9 protein-coding genes are annotated in these 16,294 nt (G+C 73.7%); 6 read left to right on the forward strand and 3 right to left on the reverse strand.

Going from position 1 to position 16,294, the window contains the following annotated elements; translation table 11 throughout:
- Positions 1-6 precede the first annotated feature (6 nt).
- Positions 7-2,859, forward strand: a complete 2,853-nt coding sequence (locus tag ACFWAR_RS11400; RefSeq protein ID WP_385775574.1) for an ATP-binding protein — start codon at positions 7-9, stop codon at positions 2,857-2,859.
- 19 nt (positions 2,860-2,878) lie between these two features.
- Here ACFWAR_RS11400 and ACFWAR_RS11405 read toward each other — a convergent pair whose 3' ends face one another.
- On the reverse strand, positions 2,879-5,794 hold the full coding sequence (locus ACFWAR_RS11405) for an AAA family ATPase (protein ID WP_385775576.1): 2,916 nt from the start codon (positions 5,792-5,794) through the stop codon (positions 2,879-2,881).
- 261 nt (positions 5,795-6,055) lie between these two features.
- On the opposite strand from ACFWAR_RS11405, the gene ACFWAR_RS11410 reads away from it, so the two are divergent.
- Positions 6,056-7,603, forward strand: a complete 1,548-nt coding sequence (locus tag ACFWAR_RS11410; protein ID WP_385775578.1) for a S8 family serine peptidase — start codon at positions 6,056-6,058, stop codon at positions 7,601-7,603.
- Positions 7,604-7,669: 66 nt separating this feature from the next.
- Here ACFWAR_RS11410 and ACFWAR_RS11415 read toward each other — a convergent pair whose 3' ends face one another.
- Positions 7,670-9,127 (reverse strand): trypsin-like serine protease, encoded by a 1,458-nt coding sequence (locus tag ACFWAR_RS11415; RefSeq protein WP_385775580.1) that lies wholly within the window; start codon positions 9,125-9,127, stop codon positions 7,670-7,672.
- Between the two features lie 720 nt (positions 9,128-9,847).
- On the opposite strand from ACFWAR_RS11415, the gene abc-f reads away from it, so the two are divergent.
- On the forward strand, positions 9,848-11,446 hold the full coding sequence (gene abc-f, locus ACFWAR_RS11420) for a ribosomal protection-like ABC-F family protein (RefSeq protein ID WP_385775584.1): 1,599 nt from the start codon (positions 9,848-9,850) through the stop codon (positions 11,444-11,446).
- 70 nt (positions 11,447-11,516) lie between these two features.
- Here abc-f and ACFWAR_RS11425 read toward each other — a convergent pair whose 3' ends face one another.
- On the reverse strand, positions 11,517-12,542 hold the full coding sequence (locus ACFWAR_RS11425; RefSeq protein ID WP_385775587.1) for a LacI family DNA-binding transcriptional regulator: 1,026 nt from the start codon (positions 12,540-12,542) through the stop codon (positions 11,517-11,519).
- A gap of 334 nt (positions 12,543-12,876) precedes the next feature.
- Between ACFWAR_RS11425 and ACFWAR_RS11430 the strand changes: the two genes are divergently transcribed.
- The 3 genes from ACFWAR_RS11430 to ACFWAR_RS11440 all read left to right on the forward strand — a co-directional run bounded on the left by ACFWAR_RS11430 (position 12,877) and on the right by ACFWAR_RS11440 (position 16,266).
- Positions 12,877-14,229, forward strand: coding sequence for an ABC transporter substrate-binding protein (locus ACFWAR_RS11430; protein ID WP_385775590.1), 1,353 nt, complete (start codon positions 12,877-12,879; stop codon positions 14,227-14,229).
- A 122-nt stretch (positions 14,230-14,351) separates the two neighbouring features.
- Entirely contained in the window at positions 14,352-15,389 is a 1,038-nt protein-coding gene (locus ACFWAR_RS11435) for a carbohydrate ABC transporter permease (RefSeq protein ID WP_385775593.1), read from the forward strand.
- Positions 15,373-16,266, forward strand: a complete 894-nt coding sequence (locus ACFWAR_RS11440; protein ID WP_385775596.1) for a carbohydrate ABC transporter permease — start codon at positions 15,373-15,375, stop codon at positions 16,264-16,266. Before ACFWAR_RS11435 ends, ACFWAR_RS11440 begins: the two co-directional genes overlap by 17 nt.
- Positions 16,267-16,294: the final 28 nt, after the last annotated feature.

Genomic DNA, 16,294 nt, shown 5'->3' on the forward strand with positions numbered 1-16,294 from the left:
GTACCGGTGAACGCACGACGGCCCACCCCGCTCGTAGGGCGGGCCGCCCCGTTGCGGCGTCTCGTCGCGGCAGCTGCCGGACCGCCCTGCGTGGTCCTGGTCACCGGCGAGGGCGGCATGGGCAAGACCCGGATGATCGCCGAACTGCTGGCCTCCCCGGCGCTGCGCGAGCGGCCCCGGGCCGTCGGACGCTGCCCGGACCTCGAGGACGTCTGGCCGCTCGCGCCCGTCATCGAGGCGCTCGCCTGCCTGGTGGGCCGGGTGCCGGACGATCTGCCGCCCGTCACCGGGGCCCTGCGGCCGTTGTTGCCCGAGCTCGCCGACGCGCTGCCCGCCCCACCGGCCCCGCTGGACGATCACCGGGCCGAGCGGCACCGCCGGATCCGGGCGGCCATCGCGCTCCTGACCGCGGTGGGCCCCGCCGTGCTGGTCCTGGAGGACTTCCACTGGGCCGACGCCGGGACCGTCGAGTTCCTGCACGCCCTGGTGGCCGGGCCGCCGCCGCACCTCAGCGTGGTGATCAGCGACCGGGGCGACGGCGACGTCCTGCCGACCCCGCTCGCGTCCCTGCACTCCCGCATCCCACCCGGCGTGCCCGTCCACGAATGTCGGCTGCAACCGCTCGATCCGGACCAGGTCGGTGAGTTCGCCGCCCGGGTGCTGGGGGTCGACCGGGTGTCCGGCGATTTCGCGGAGCAGCTGCACCGGCGCACCGGCGGGCTGCCCTTCGCGGTCGAGGAGGTGCTGCGCCTGCTCGACGACCAGGACCCGGTCGGCTTCGGCACCGGCGCCGAGCACCTGGCGTTGGAACGCGTGGGGGTTCCCGTTCCGGTCCGGCGGGTCATGCTCGACCGGCTCGGCCGCCTGCCCGCCGACGCCCGCGCGGTGGTGGCCGCGGCCGCCGTCGCCGCCGTACCGGTCGACATCGACCTGCTGGTCGACGTCACCGCGATCCCCGAGCACCGGACCCGGCGCGCCGTCGGGCTGGCCATCGAGCACGCCGTCCTGGTCCCCGCCGCGGGCACCTACGCCTTCCGGCACACCCTCGCCCGCCAGGCGGCCTACGAAGCGATCTGCGAACCCGAGCGCCCAGCGCTCCACCTGCGCACCGCGCGGGCGCTCCTGGCGCGCGCCGCACCGCTCCCGCTCGCGCAGATCGCCCACCACTACCAGCGGGCCGGGCGGCCGGAGGAGTGGTTGCGCTACACCGAGACCGCCGGGGACCGCGCCGCCGCCCGGGGCGACCACACCACCGCCACCCGGCACTACCTGGTCGCCCGACGGAACCACCCCAGGCCGAACGGGCGCATCCGGCTCAGCCTCAAACTCGCCCGCGGCGCCCTCAGCGAGCTGCCGGACCAGGAGACCATCGAGGCCCTGCGCACCACCCTGGCCCAGGACGACCCGAGCCCCGCCGTCCGCGGTGAACTGCGCTTCTGTCTGGGTTCGTTGATGCGCAACCAGGCCGGAGCCGGCATGGAGGGGATGGAGGAGATCGCCGCCGCCGTCCCCGACCTGCTCGCCACCTCGCCGAACCTGGCGGCGCGGGCCATGTCCGCCGTCGCGGTCCCCTCGATCAAGGGCTGGCGCGTCGCGGAGAACCTGGAGTACCTCGAACGGGCGCAGCGGCTCGCGCCGCAGGTCGACGATCCGGTGCAGCGCACGGCGATCGCCGCCAACCGCGCCACCGTCCTCATGCTGACCGGGGACAGCACCGCCTGGCAGGCCGCCGCCGCGCTCCCCCTGACGCCCGCGTCCGCGCCCGAAGCGGCCCAACTGGCCCGTGCGCACGCGAACCTGGCCCATGCCGCGACGGCCCTGGGACACCCCGGACCCGCCGCCGACTTCCTGAGCACCGCCTCCGTCCTGCTCCAGGACAACGCCGTTCCGTACCTCGACGCGCTCGCCGGGACCGCCCACCTGGTGCTGTCCTGGACCACCGGCCCGTGGCAGGGGCTCCTCGACCGCGCGGTGCGCGCCGCGGCCGCCTACGTCGACATACCGGACCTGGCCGCCGAGGCGATCCTCGTGCGCGGGCTGCTCACCCTGCACGCCGAAGGGGACACCGCGGCCGCCCGCCGGTACCTGGTGGCCGCCGCGGAGACGACCCGGCTGGACACCGGCATGGTGCTCACCGCTTCGGCCGGTGCGCTGGCCCGCATCCACCTCGCGGCCGGGCGCCCGGACGCGGCCTTCACCGCGGCCGACACCGCGCTGCACCACGTGCGCCGCACCGGGTGCTGGGTGTGGGGCACCGAAGTCGTCCCGGCCGCGGTCGAGGCGCTGATCCGTACGAGCGCGGTCGACGAAGCGGCGCACACCACCGAGGACTTCCACCGGGGCATCGCCGGACGCGACGCGCCCGCCGCCCGCGCCGCCCTGGCCACCTGCCGCGCCCTGCTCGCCGAGGCCGAGCACCGGCCCGGCCACGCCGCTGCCCGAGTCGGCTTCGAGGCCGCGGCTCGGGCCTGGCGTGCGGCCGGCCGCCCGCACGAGGCCGCACGGGCCCTGGAAGCGCAGGGCCGGACCCTGCTGGTGGGCGCGCAGCCGGGCGGTGAGCTGCTCGTCGACGCGGCCATCGACGCGTACCAACTCCTCGGCGCGCGCTGGGACATCGCGCGATGTCGGCGCCTGCTGCGCGACCACGGCAAGTCCGCCAGCAGCCGACGCGGCCGCATCGGCTACGGGGACCTCCTCTCCCCCCGGGAACAGGAGGTCGTCCGGCTCGCCGCGGCCGGGGCGACGAACCGCGAGATCGCCGCGTCGCTGGTGCTCTCGCCCCGCACCGTCGAACAGCACGTCGCCAAGGCCATGCGCAAACTGGCCGTCTCCTCGCGCGCCGACCTCCCCCGCTCCTAGGCCGTCGCCGGTCGGCCGCTCAGCCGTGCGGGGGGACGGCGGCCACCTCCGTGCGGGAGCGCACCTTCAGTTTGCGCAGGACGTTGACGACGTGCTGCTCCACGGTGCGCACCGACAGGAAGAGCGTCTGCGCGATCTCGCGGTTGGTGTGTCCGTCCGCGAGCAGCCGGGCCACCTCGTGCTCGCGGGGCGAGAGCTGCTCCCCGTAGCCCCGGCGGCCCCGCCGGGACGGGGCGACGGCGCCCGTGGACCGGTAGGCGTGTCGGCAGCGGGCCGCGTCGCGGGGCGCGCCCAGCAGGGCGAAGACGTCGGCCAGGGCGCGGAAGGCGCTCGCCGCGTCCCCGTCGCCCTGGGCGAGGCGGCACCGGGTCGCGCCCTCGGCGGCGAGGGCCGCCGGATAGGGGGCGGGGAGACGGTCGTACTGCGCCCGGGCGCCCTCGAAGGCCGAGATCGCCCGGGCCGGTTCGCCGTCATGAGCGGCGACGATCCCGCGGGCGTGTTCCAGCGCGGCCCGCGCCATCGGCGCGGCCAAGGCGCTCGTCTCCCGGTCCAGTTCGGCGAGCAGCTCCCGCGCCTGCGCGAGGCGGCCCGTACGGCAGAACGCCTGCGCCGCGATCGGGATCAGGTCCCCCGCCCAGGCCCACACGCCCTTGGCCCGCAACAGCCGCAGGCCCCGCTCGGCCTCGGCGGCCGCGCCCTCCGGGGCGTCCTGGGCGAGCAGCACCCCGGCGGCTCCCGCGTGCGCGGCGATGGCCACGGGGGTGACGGCGTTGTCCGGCTGGTGGACCCCCGTCCCGGCCAGGTGGCCGGTGGCGCGGTCCCAGGAACCTCGGGCGGCGGCCAACAGGCCCAGGACCAGGTTCAGTTCGCTGGCCACGGGCAGCAGGTCCCGGTACTCCGCCAGCAGTACGGTCGCCCGCTCCTCCAAGCCGCTCCAGGCACCGCCCAACCAGTCGACGTGCACCGCGGTGGACCTGGCCGTGCTCACCACGTACGGGACCCCGCACTCGGCCGCGAGTCGCAGGCCCTGCCCCAGCAGGCTGCGGGCCTGCCGGTGGTGCCCCGTCCAGGCGGCCGCGTCCGCGGCGTTGCAGTAGAGGCGGGCCAACTGCCGCCGCTCCTCGGGCGCTCCGGCCTCGGCGGGCAGTTTCGCCAACCACGCCCACGCCTGCGGGTCGCCGGTGTGCAGGCGCGAGGGCACGTTGCTGGCCGTCAGCATCAGCCGCAGCCTCGGGTCCTTCGTGGCGCCGATCAGCGCGTCCACCTGGTCGAGCCACGGCCGGTGGCCGCGCAGCGGGGTCGCGCCGATGTAGGGCTGGGCGAGTACGGCCATGCCCCGTCCGGCGAGGTCCGGGCGGTGGCCCAGGCCCGCCAATGCGAGCTGGATCTCGACGCGGCCCGCCTCCAGACCGTCCGCCTGCCGTACGAGCAGGAGGCCGAGGCCGAGCCGGATCTCGGCGGCCAGCGGCCCGGGGAGACGGCGGTCGGCGAGCAGTCCCTCCAGCGTGCCGAGCACCTCGGCCTGCGAGACGCCGGCGGAGGCCACGGCGCCGAGCTTCGCCGCCAGCCTGTCCACGTCCGTCGCCGCGAGACCGGGGTACGGGGCGGTGAGCAGGGACTGCAACAGCCCCACGGCGGTGCCCGGGTCCCCGCAGGCGATGGCCCGGTCGACGGCGGCCTCGCCGAAGCGCGCCGCAGCGGTCGGATCGTCCGCCTTCCGGCTGTGCTCGGCCAGCCGCGTCCAGGGGACGGGTTCGTGCCGCAACAGTACGCGCACGGACCGGTGGTGGAGTTCCTGTCGGCGCGGGCCGGGGATCGTCTCGTAGACGGCGCGTCGCGCGAACGCGCGCCGGAAGCCGTAGCGGCACGGCCCGACTTCGCCCAGCAGCGCGCCCGCGCCCTCCATCGCCAGGAGCAGCGCGTCCGCGGCCCGCCCGGCGTCCAGACCGGCAACCGCGCCGAGCACGCCCAGCGGTGCGGGCTCGGCCAGCACCGCCGCGGCTTCGGTGACCTGCCGCGCGACCGGCGCCAGCGCCGCGAGCCGCTCGGCCGCCATCTCGCGCACGGAGTCGGGGAGTTGCAGGCCGTCGAGCATCCGCCGCGCGGCCTCGTCCTCGACCGGTGCGGTCCACCCCGCGACGCGCAGGGCCTGGACGGTCTCCGCGACGAGGAGCGGCACACCGGCCGTGCGCTCGTGCAGCAGGGCCGCGAGAGCGGCCGACACCTCGGGTTCGCCCAGCAGTGACGCGGCCAGCCGACCCGCGTCCTCGACGCCCAGGGGGGCGAGCCGGATCCGGACTGCCGCCGTGCCCGGCGCCGACCGGGCCCCCCGCGCGAGGGGCCCGCCGGTCCGCGCCCCCTCCGGCCGGAAGCTGACGAGGACGACCAGTTGCGGGGGCGGATCGTGCATGAGGAACCACAGCAGGCGCAGCGATCCGTCGTCCGCCCACTGCAGGTCCTCCACGACCAGCACCACGCGACCCAGCAGACGCAACAACGCGCGCACGGCGCGGAAGAACCGGTGCTCCTCGGCGCCCGCGTCGGCGAGGGGGCCGGGTGGCGGCGGCAGTCGCGGGGCGAGTTCCGGCAGGTGGCGGCCGAGCACGCCGAGCAGGGCCCCGTACCGCGGCACGACGGGCAGCCGCTCCTCGGCGCCCAGCAGGGCCTCGATCAGGACGCCGTACGGGAACGGCACCGGCGAGGCCTGGCACCGGCCGGTGAGCACGAGGTGTCCGGCCAGCCGCGGGTGCGCCGCGAACTCCCGGACCAGGCGCGTCTTGCCGACCCCGGCCTCGCCCTCCAGGACGAGCACGGCGGGCGGGGACTGCGCGGCGGACACCAACGCGGCCAACTCCGGCCCCCGGCCGACGAGCACCGGCGGGCCGCTCCCGACGCCGCCTCCGACGCCGACTCCGCTCACGATCCTGGAAGCCATGATCACCCCGATCCGGTCCACCGTACGAGCCGCGTCCGTCCGTACCCGGTCCACGCGGTCCACGCGGCCCGGGCGACCGGATCCTAGGCTCCCGACAGCGCAAGCGCCCCCGCCCGGCCATTAGTTACGTACCCCCTACGGGCCACCACCCCGCTTGTTCACCACCCCGCACCGCCCAACAGTGGTGCACCGGCGGCCACTTCGCCGCCGACGGTGCGACAGCCGCACCGCCTTCCCCCCACCCCCGCAAAGGGAGCAACCATGCGCAGACTTCTCGTCGCGGCCGCGACCCTGTCGCTCGGCCTCGGCCTGGGCGTCGGCCTCGGAGCCCCGGCCGCCGCGACCGCCGCGGTCCAGCCGGAAGGCACCGTGGTGCCGGCCCGGCAGCACTACGGCGATCAGTACATCGTCGTGCTCAAGGACTCCGGGACGCTCGCTCCTCCCTCCGCCCTCGCCCGGCGCTACGGCGGCGAGGTCCGCTCCACGTACGGCCGGGTCCTGCACGGCTTCTCCGTCAGGAGCCTGACCGGGCAGCAGGCACGACGCCTCGCGGCGGACCCGGCCGTGGCGGCCGTCTACGAGGACGGGACCGCCCGGACCACCGGTACGCAGACCAACCCGACGTGGGGCCTGGACCGCATCGACCAGAAGGCCCTCCCGAGGGACAAGTCCTACACCTACCCCAACACCGGCGAGGGCGTCACCGCCTACGTCCTCGACAGCGGCATCAAGCCCGACAACCCCGAGTACGAGGGCCGCGCCTCGGTCGGCAAGGACTTCGTCGGCAGCGGCGGGGCCGACTGCTTCGGCCACGGCACGCACGTCGCGGGCACGATCGGCAGCAAGACCTACGGCGTGGCGAAGAAGGTGAAGATCGTCGCGTTGAAGGTGCTCGGCGCGGACTGCTCCGGTACGGGCCCGGACTCCGCCGCGGTGGACGCCATCGAGTGGCTGACCGCCAACGCCGCCAAGCCCGCGGTGGCGAACATGAGCCTGACCATGGACCAGGTCGGGGTGGGCGACGACGCGATCAAGCGCTCGATCGCCGCGGGCATCGTCTACTCGGTGGCCGCCGGCAACAGCAGCACCGACGCCTGCGGGACCAGCCCGGCGCGCGTGCCCGAGGCCATCACCGTCAACGCCTCCGACGACGCGGACAACCGCGCCTCCTTCTCCAACTACGGTTCCTGCACTGACCTCTTCGCCCCCGGCAACAACATCACCTCGCTCGCACTGACCAACGGTGGCACCGCCAACATGAGCGGCACCTCCATGGCGGCGCCGCACGTGACGGGCGCCGCCGCGCTCTACCTGGCGGCCAACCCCGGCGCCACCCCGAAGGCGACGCGGGACGCCCTGGTGGGCGGCGCGGTCGACGGCGTGATCAAGAACGCCGGCGGCAACACGCCCAACAAGCTGCTCAACGTCTCCTTCATCGGCGGGGGAACCCCGCCCACGAAGTGCGCCGCGAGGTCCAACACCACACCGGTGGCGATCCCGGACGCCGGGGCGGCGGTGTCCGGTTCGGTCACCCAGGAGGGTTGTGACGGCAAGGCGCCGGCGGCGCTGGCGGTGAAGGTCGACATCAGCCACCCCTACACCGCCGACCTGTCGGTCGACCTCGTCGGCCCGAGCGGCGCGGTCTTCCCGCTGCAGAAGGCCGGGGGCATCGGCTCCTCGTCGGGCATCCACACCACCTACACGGTGAACGCGTCGACGGAACAGGCGAACGGCACCTGGACCCTGCGGGTCCAGGACCGGTACCGCTTCGACACCGGCACCCTCGACGGGTTCACGCTCACCTTCTGACGCACGGCGAAGGGCGGGGAGGGCGCCCCCTCAGGGCCCTCCCCGCCCCGCTGCGCACCCCCGCCGCTACCGGACGGTGAGGGTGTAGGTCGCCGTCGCCGTCTTGCCGGCCGCGTCCTTGGCGGTCACCGTGATCCGGTAGGCCCCGCTCTGGAACGGCGTGACCACCTGCATCCGGGAGGTCCCGCTGCCGTTCACCGTGGCGGGGCTGAAGCTCGGCGGGATCGGCAGGCCCGTACCGGCCGCGGAGAGCTTCACGGTCCCGGATCCACCCGCCACGGTCACCGTGGCGTAGCTGAAGGAGCCGGGCGTACCGGTTCCGCTCGTCGGGTCGACGCTCACCTTGAGGTCACCGGTCGGGGGCTGGCCGGAGCCCACGGTCAGCGTGAGCTTCGCGGTCGCGGTGCCGCTGGGGCCGGTGCCGGTGACGGTGACCGCGTACTCCCCCTGGGGCGTGCTGGTCGCCGTCTCGACGGTCAGCTTCGCGCCGCTCCCGGAATCGATCGACGAGGGCTGGAACGTCGCCTTCGCGCCCTGGGGCAGACCGGACGCGCTCAGGTCCACCTTCTCGCTGCCGTTCGAACCGGCGGTGCTGCTCACCGTGGTCGAGGCGTACGCGCCCGGCTCGACCTTCACGGCGGCCGGGGACACGGCCAGCGAGAACGTCGTCGACGGCGGGGTCTGGCCGATCTGCTCCTTCACCCAGTCGCCCATGTCGTTGTTCAACCGACCGTAGACGCTGTACCACTTGAAGTCGGCGCGGCTCCAGGACGCGACCCCCACGACCTTGCCGTCGACGATCAGCGGGCCGCCGCTGTCGCCCGGCAGGATCGACACGTGCCCGTCGCCGTACCCGCTGCAGATCATGGTGGCGTCCTGGAAACCGGCGCCGACGCCGTTGCAGTTGCTCCCGGCCACGATCGGCAGGGTGAACTTCGTCAGCGTGACGTCGCGGGTGTCGTCGTTGAAGTCCTTCTTGCCGTAGCCCAGGCCGAGGCCGGACTTGCCCGGCTTGTTCAGGTCGGTGTCGGCTGAGGTGGCCACCTTCGCGTACTGGCCCCCCGGCACCGGGACGTCCTGGTCGGTGGTGACCACGGCGACGTCGTAACCCTGGTCGAAGTTCACGTACTTGGGGTGGACGTCGTAGCTCACCACGCCGACGCGCGTGCCCCCGCCGGCGTTGAGGTCGTCCAGCCCGTACAGGAACGTCTTCTTGCCCTCCGCCGCCTTGCAGTGCGCGGCGATGAGGATCTTGCGGGGCGCGATCACCGACCCGGTGCAGGTCTGCCCCTGCGGGCGCGAGCCGCCTTCGCGCAGGCCCGCTATGACGAAGGGGTAGTCCTTGACCGAGGCGGGAGTTCCACCCACGGACGTGGGTGACACCCCGGGCGGCAGCGGGGTGTCACCGAGCGGAGTGACGGCCGCCGCCGGGCCGTCGGCGGCGTGCGCGGCCGACGGCAGGGCGAACAGCGGCAGGGCGAGGAGGGCGGCGAGCGCGCCCACCATGCGGTGTTGTGACTTCACGGCAGCTCCTTGTCGAGGTTGCTGCCGGCCACCCTCCGGCCCGGCCGGGTGCGGGAACAACCGTGGCAACACCCCGTACGCCTACGCATCTAATGCCGTGGTGCGCGGCGCTCCCGCCGTCGATCCCGCTCGTTCCGCGTCCCGTTCCCGCGGGCTCGACCAGTCGAGGTGGTGCAGCCCGAGTTCACGGCCGACGCCGAGTTCCGACGGCGCTTCGCGCGCGAGGTGGCGGCGGCGATGCCCTGGGGGCCGTGCACGAGGCGGGGTTGATCCACCGCGACCCCAAGCCGTCCCACGTGCTGCTGACGGTGGACGGCCCGCGCGTCATCGACTTCGGCATCGCCCGGGCGAGGGAGAGCCCGACCGGCGACAGCCCGCACACCCGCACCGGCAAGCTGATCGGCTCTCCCGGCTTCATGTCGCCGGAGCAGGCACGCGGCCTCGCGCCCACGGGCGTACCGGATGCGCTCCTCGGGCTCGTACGGGACTGCCTCCAGAAGGACCCGACCGCACGGCCGTCCGCCCCGGGAATTCCAGGTGCCGCGAGCCGACGCGGCTTGTTACGGTCGGCGCATGGGTTCGCACTACGACTTCCGCTGATTCAGGGCGCCACGCCCGCGCACACCGCACTCCGCACCGCGCATCGCGCAGTGCGAGGAGCTGCGGCGGCCCGGCGTTTCCTGCCGCCCCCCTGTTCGCACCCACCCAGGGAAACGAATCATGCACGCACGCGCCCAACTGGCGATGAAAGACGTCTCCAAGAGCTTCGGTGACCGCTCCGTCCTGGACCAGGTCACCCTCACCGTCCGCCCCGGCGAACGGGCGGGGGTGATCGGCGAGAACGGATCCGGCAAGTCCACCTTCCTGCGGCTGCTCGCCGGGCTCGAACGCCCCGACACCGGCGAGCTCACCGTCGCCTTCCCCGGCGGCACCGGCCACCTCGCGCAGAGCCTCGGCCTCGACCCCGCCCTGACCGTCCAGGACGCCGTCGACGACGCGCTCGCCGACCTGCGCGCACTGGAACGGCGCATGCGCGCGGCCGAGCGGAACCTGACCGACGCGGCGGCGCTGGCGGCGTACGGGGAGCTGAGCAGCGCCTTCGAGGAACGCGGCGGCTACGGGGCCGACGCGCGCGTCGAGGCCGCGATGTACGGGCTGGGCCTCGCGCACATCACCGTAGACCGGGCCCTGGGCACCCTCTCGGGCGGGGAGCGCTCCCGGCTCGCGCTGGCCTGCGTACTGGCCGCGCGGCCCGAGCTGCTGCTGCTGGACGAGCCGACCAACCACCTCGACCGCGACGTGGTGGACTGGCTGGTCGGGCAGCTGCGGTCGCACCGCGGCACCCTGGTCGCCGTCACCCACGACCGCGGCTTCCTGGAGCGGGTCACCACCACGATCCTGGAGGTCGATCGCGACACCCGCTCGATCACCCGGTACGGCGACGGCTGGTCCGGCTACCGCACCGCCAAAGCCGCCGCCCGGGCCCGCTGGGAGCAGCGCCACCAGGAATGGTCGACCGACGTGGACCGCGCCGAACGGCTGGTCGCCTCCGTGGGCGAGCGGATGGCCGTGAGCGGGAAGGACCCTCGGGAGGGCTTCGGCAAGTTCCGCCGGTCCCACGAGGCCAAGCTCGGCGGCCGGGTACGTGCGGCCCGCCAGCAGCTGTGGAGCCTTCGGCAGTCGCCCGTGCCCGCCCCGCCACGGCCGCTGCGCTTCACCGCGGCCCTGGCGGCCGCGGACCCCGAGGCCGAAGCCGCCCTCCTGGCCGGTGTCACCGTCGGAGACCGGCTCCACATCGAGGAGCTGACGGTCGCCCCGGGCGGGCGCCTGCTCGTCACCGGCCCCAACGGAGCGGGCAAGAGCACCCTGTTGCGCGTACTGGCCGGTGCCACGGAGCCCGACACCGGGAGCGTGCGGCTCCCGGGGCGCATCGGGTACCTGCCGCAGGAACTGCCCACCGCGCCCGGCCGGCGCCCCCTGCTCGACGCCTTCGCGGCCGGCCGACCCGGCGCGGCCGAGGAGTACGCCGAGGAGCTCCTGGCCCTCGGTCTCTTCCGCGAGGAGGATCTCGCCGTGCCCGTGCCGGTACTCTCCGCCGGGCAGCAACGACGGCTGGCGCTGGCCCGGTTGGTGACGCGCCCGGTGGACCTCCTGGTCCTGGACGAGCCCACCAACCACGTGGCGCTGTCCCTGGTCGAGGACCTGGAACGGGCCCTGGCCCACTACCCGGGAAGCGTCGTCGCGGTCTCGCACGACCCCGGCTTCCGCGCCGGATTCGGCGGGGAGGAACTCCACCTGCGGGCGGGCCGCGTCCGGTAGGCCGTTCGTTCCGGCGCGGTGCGCGGGGCCCGACGGCGTCGCGGCGGTGCCCGGCCACGGGCCGGACCGCTCAGGAGGAGGCCCGCACGACCAGTTCCGTGGGGAGCACCCGGCGCGCTCCCGCGCCCCGGGACCCCTCCGTGATCTTGTCGAGCAGCAGCCGGGCCATCGTGCGCCCCATCTCCTCGATCGGCTGGCGCACGCTGGTCAGCGGCGGGTCCATCAGCCGGGCCACCACCGAATCGTCCACGCCGACCAGGGCGACGTCCCCGGGGACCTTGCGTCCCGCCTCGCGCAGCACCCCGCGCGCGCCGGCCGCCATCACGTCGGAGGCGGCGAAGACCGCGTCCAGGTCGGGGGCGCGTTCCAGGAGCCCGCGCATCGCCCGTCGGCCGCCCTCCTCGGTGAAGTCCCCGATCGCCACGAGGGACTCGTCGGGGCCGATCCCGGCCTCGGCGAGCCCCGCGCGGTAGCCGCCCAGGCGCGCGCGGGCCACGTACATGTCGAGGGGGCCGCCGATGGTCGCGATCCGGTGGCGGCCCCGGCCCACCAGGTGGGCGACGGCCGCGCGTCCCGCACCGATGTTGTCGCAGTCCACGTGGTCGACCGGTTCGGCCTCGGAGCGCCGTCCGTTCATGACCACCGGCAGCCCCAGCTCGGCGATCCGGTCGGGCAGCGGGTCGTCACCGTGGACGGACGCCAGCAGCACGCCGTCGACGCGCCGGGCGGCCACGCAGTGTTCCAACCGTCGGCGCTCGGCCTCGGTCCGAACCAGGGTGAGCAGCAATTGCTTCTCGGCAGAGGCGAGTTCGGCGCTGACCCCGCGGATCAGGTCGAGGAAGTACGGCTCCGCGAAGAGCCTGGCCTCGGCCTCCGGAATCACCAGGGCCACCGCGTCCGTCCGGCTGCCGGCCAGCGCCCTGGCCGCCTGGTGGGGTACGTACCCCAGCTCGGCGACGGCGCGGGCGACGGCCCGGCGGGCCTGATCGCTCACCCGGGGAGAACCGTTCACGACCCGGGAGACCGTGCCCCGGCCGACGCCGGCCAGGGCCGCGACCTCTTCCAGGGTGGGCCTGTCGTTGCGTCGTCCGCTCACGATGTCCGGACTCCATACGGGGAGAAGTGTTGGGAGCGCTCCCACACTAGCCACGATCGTCTTACGGCGCCACGATCGCCGTCCGCGACATCACGGGCCACACTCAAGAGCGAGGTCGAAGCCGGGCCCCCAATTCCCGCTGCTCGATTCCACGTTCACCTCTTGACACCCGCCCCCGTTAGGCAGCAACCTTCCGGCACGACGTGGGAGCGCTCCCATCTTAGGGAGCGACAACGGTCTTCACATCGGTCCGGGCGGGCCCCTCGCGGAGCCGCGAACAACCCGCCGGACCCCCTGGCGCACCACGAGCACCACCTGGGACGAGGAGAGTTCAATGCGCACTTCCAGCAGCAGACGCGAACGCCGCACCACGATCCGCGCGATCTCCGCGGCCGTCGCCGTCGCGGCCGGTGCGGCCCTGCTCACCGGTTGCGGCGACGACGGCGCCGGGGGCGGGGCGGACAAGGCGGGCAAGGAGCAGATCACGCTGCGGATCGGGACCTTCGGCTCCTTCGGCTACGACAACACCACCGGCGCCAAGCTCTACGCCGAGTACGAGAAGGCCCACCCGAATATCAAGATCGAGGAATCGAACGTCGCGGACGGCCAGAAGTACTGGGACACGCTCAAGCTGCGCCTCTCCCGCAACAGCGGCCTCGCGGACATCCAGGCCCTGGAGGTCGGCTACATCGCGGAGGCCACCGGGGCGGCGATGGCCGACAAGTGGACCGACCTGCGCACCACGGGCGGCGCCGACCTCGGCGCGTTCCTGGACTGGAAGGTCAAGCAGGCCACGACGGGTGACGGCAAGGTCATCGGGCTCGGCACGGACATCGGCCCCATGGCCATCTGCTACGACAAGGACCTCTTCGCCAAGGCCGGGCTGCCCACCGATCGCACCGAGGTCGCCAAGCTCTGGGCCGGCGACTGGGCGAAGTTCATCCGGACCGGCGAGACCTACAAGAAGAACGCCCCGGCCGGAACCGCGTTCCACGACTCCGCGAGCGGCCTGTTCAACGCCGTGGTCGCGAGCGAGCCCGTGCAGTACGCCGACACCAAGGGCGAGCTGGACTACGCGAACAGCCCGGGCGTGAAGAAGGCGTGGGACACCGCCGTGGCGGCCGCGCAGGGCGGACTGACGGCGAAGCTGCGCCAGTTCGACGAGAAGGGCACCTGGAACGCGGCCTTCAAGAACGCGAAGTTCGCCACCGTCGCCTGCCCGAGCTGGATGACGGGCATCATCAAGGAGCAGGCGGGCCCCGAGAACCAGGGGAAGTGGGACATCGCCGCACCGCCCGTCGCCGGGAACTGGGGCGGCTCCTTCCTCGCCGTGCCGAAGTCCGGCAAACACGCCAAGGAGGCCGCCGAGTTGGCGGCCTGGCTCACCGCACCGGCCCAGCACGCCAAGGTCTTCGGCGTGAACGGCAACATCCCCTCCTCCAAGGACACCCTCGACTCGCCGGCGGTCCAGGACGCCAAGCTGCCGTACTTCGGCGACACCCCGGTCGGCAAGATCTACTCGCAGGCCGCGGCCGGCATCACGCCCGCCCCGATCAGCCGCTGGGACGGCCAGGTGAAGACCTTCCTCACCGACAACGGCATCCTCGACATCGAGCAGCGCGGCACCGACCCGGCGAAGGCCTGGGACAACGTCAGGAAGCTGGTCGACGACAAGATCGCCAAGTAGCGGGGAGCCCTCGACGGCCCGCCGCCGCCCGCCCCTCCCCACGGGCCACCACGGGCCACCACGGGCCACCACGGTCCGTCGCCTTCGCACCACCGCACTCATCGACCTGGAAGGACGCCCCCGTGACCACCCCCGTACGGGCGACCGGTGGCGGCTCGCCGCCGCCCCCCGCACCGCCCCCGGGCCCCGGCGCCGACGCACGCGAGCGGCGGCCCGCCGACGCGAACGGACTGCGCAGCGCGCTCTACCGCTTCGATCTCAAGGCGGTGCCCTACCTCTTCGTCGCCCCCTTCTTCCTCGCCTTCGCCGCCTTCGGGCTGTTCCCCCTGATCTACACGGGCTGGCTCTCCCTCCACCGGGTCGAGCTCGGCGGCACCGCCCAGTGGAAGGGCCTGGACAACTACCGGGCGCTGGCCACGAGCGAGTTCTTCTGGAACGCCCTCGCCAACACCTTCACCATCGGCGTGATCTCCACCGTCCCCCAGCTCCTCATGGCCCTCGGCCTGGCCCACCTGCTCAACTACCGTCTCCGCGGCCGGGGTTTCTTCCGCGTCGCGGTCCTCGCCCCCTACGCCACCTCGATCGCGGCGGCGACGCTCGTCTTCGCCCAGCTGTTCAACACCGACTACGGCCTGATCAACACGGCTTTGGGCTCGGCCGGCTTCGACCCGGTCGCCTGGGAATCCTCCAAGTGGCTTTCCCAGATCGCCATTTCGACCATCGTGACGTGGCGTTGGACGGGCTACAACGCGCTCATCTACCTGGCCGCGATGCAGGCCGTACCGCAGGACCTCTACGAGGCCGCGGCGCTGGACGGGGCGTCCCGCTGGCGGCAGTTCGTCAGCGTCACCATCCCGTCCATCCGGCCGACGATCCTGTTCACGGTGATCGTGTCCACCATCGGCGCCACCCAGCTCTTCGGCGAACCGATGCTCTTCGGCGGCAGCGTCGGCATCAGCGGAGGCAGCGGGAACCAGTTCCAGACGCTGAGCCTGCTCATGTACGAGAAGGGCTGGGTCACCGGCGCACTGGGCCAGGCCTCCGCGATCGCCTGGGTCATGCTCCTGCTCCTCCTGCTCATCGGCGGCGTCCAGGCGCTGGTTTCCCGCTCGCACCGGCGCCGGAAGGCAGGTGGCCGAACCCATGGCCCTCTCATCTGACACGACCGTCGCGAAGGCGCCGCGCACCCCGCGCGTGCGCCGGGGAGCGGGGCGTCAGCACCACGCGGGACCGCTGACGTACGTCCTGTTGGGCCTGGCCGCGCTGGTCTCGCTCTTCCCGCTGTACTGGAACCTGGTCGCCGCCTCCCACTCGGGCGAGCGCGTGGTCGAGGCCCCGGCTCCGCTCCTGCCGGGCCCCCGGCTCCTCGACAACCTCTCCTTCGCCTGGAACCAGGTCGACATGGGCGGGGCGCTGATCAACACGACGGTCGTGGCCGGGCTCGTGGCCCTGTCCACCGTCCTGTTCTCCACCCTGGCCGGCTTCGCCTTCGCCAAACTGCCCTTCCGCGGCCGCGGCGCCCTGCTGACCCTGGTGGTGGCGACCATGACGATCCCGCCCCAGCTCAGCGTGATCCCGCTGTACCGGATCATCACCGACCTCGGTTGGGTCGACCAGCTCCAGTCGGTCGTCCTGCCCTCGCTCGTCGCCGCCTTCGGCGTCTTCTTCATGCGCCAATACCTCATCGAAGCCCTGCCCGTCGAGCTGGTGGAAGCCGCCCGGATGGACGGCGCGCACAGCCTGCGCATCGTCTGGCACGTGGTCTTCCCGGTGGCCCGGCCCGCGATGGCCGTCCTGGGAATGCTCGTCTTCGTCCAGTCCTGGAACGACTTCTTCTGGCCCTTCATCGCCCTGACCCCCGACGGCAACCCGACCCTCCAGGTCGCCCTGGCCGGTCTCGGCGCCGGCAACCACACCGTCGACCAGGCCGTCGTGCTGACCGGCGCGCTCATCTCCACCGTGCCGCTGCTCCTGGTCTTCGCGCTGCTCGGCAAACACATCGTGGGCGGCATCACAGCCGGCGCCGTCAAGAACTGACCTGCCCCCACCTCACCTTCATCCGCAC

Origin of the sequence: Streptomyces sp. NPDC059917, assembly GCF_042730635.1 — a bacterium.
In the GTDB taxonomy this organism is placed as follows: Bacteria; Actinomycetota; Actinomycetes; order Streptomycetales; family Streptomycetaceae; genus Streptomyces.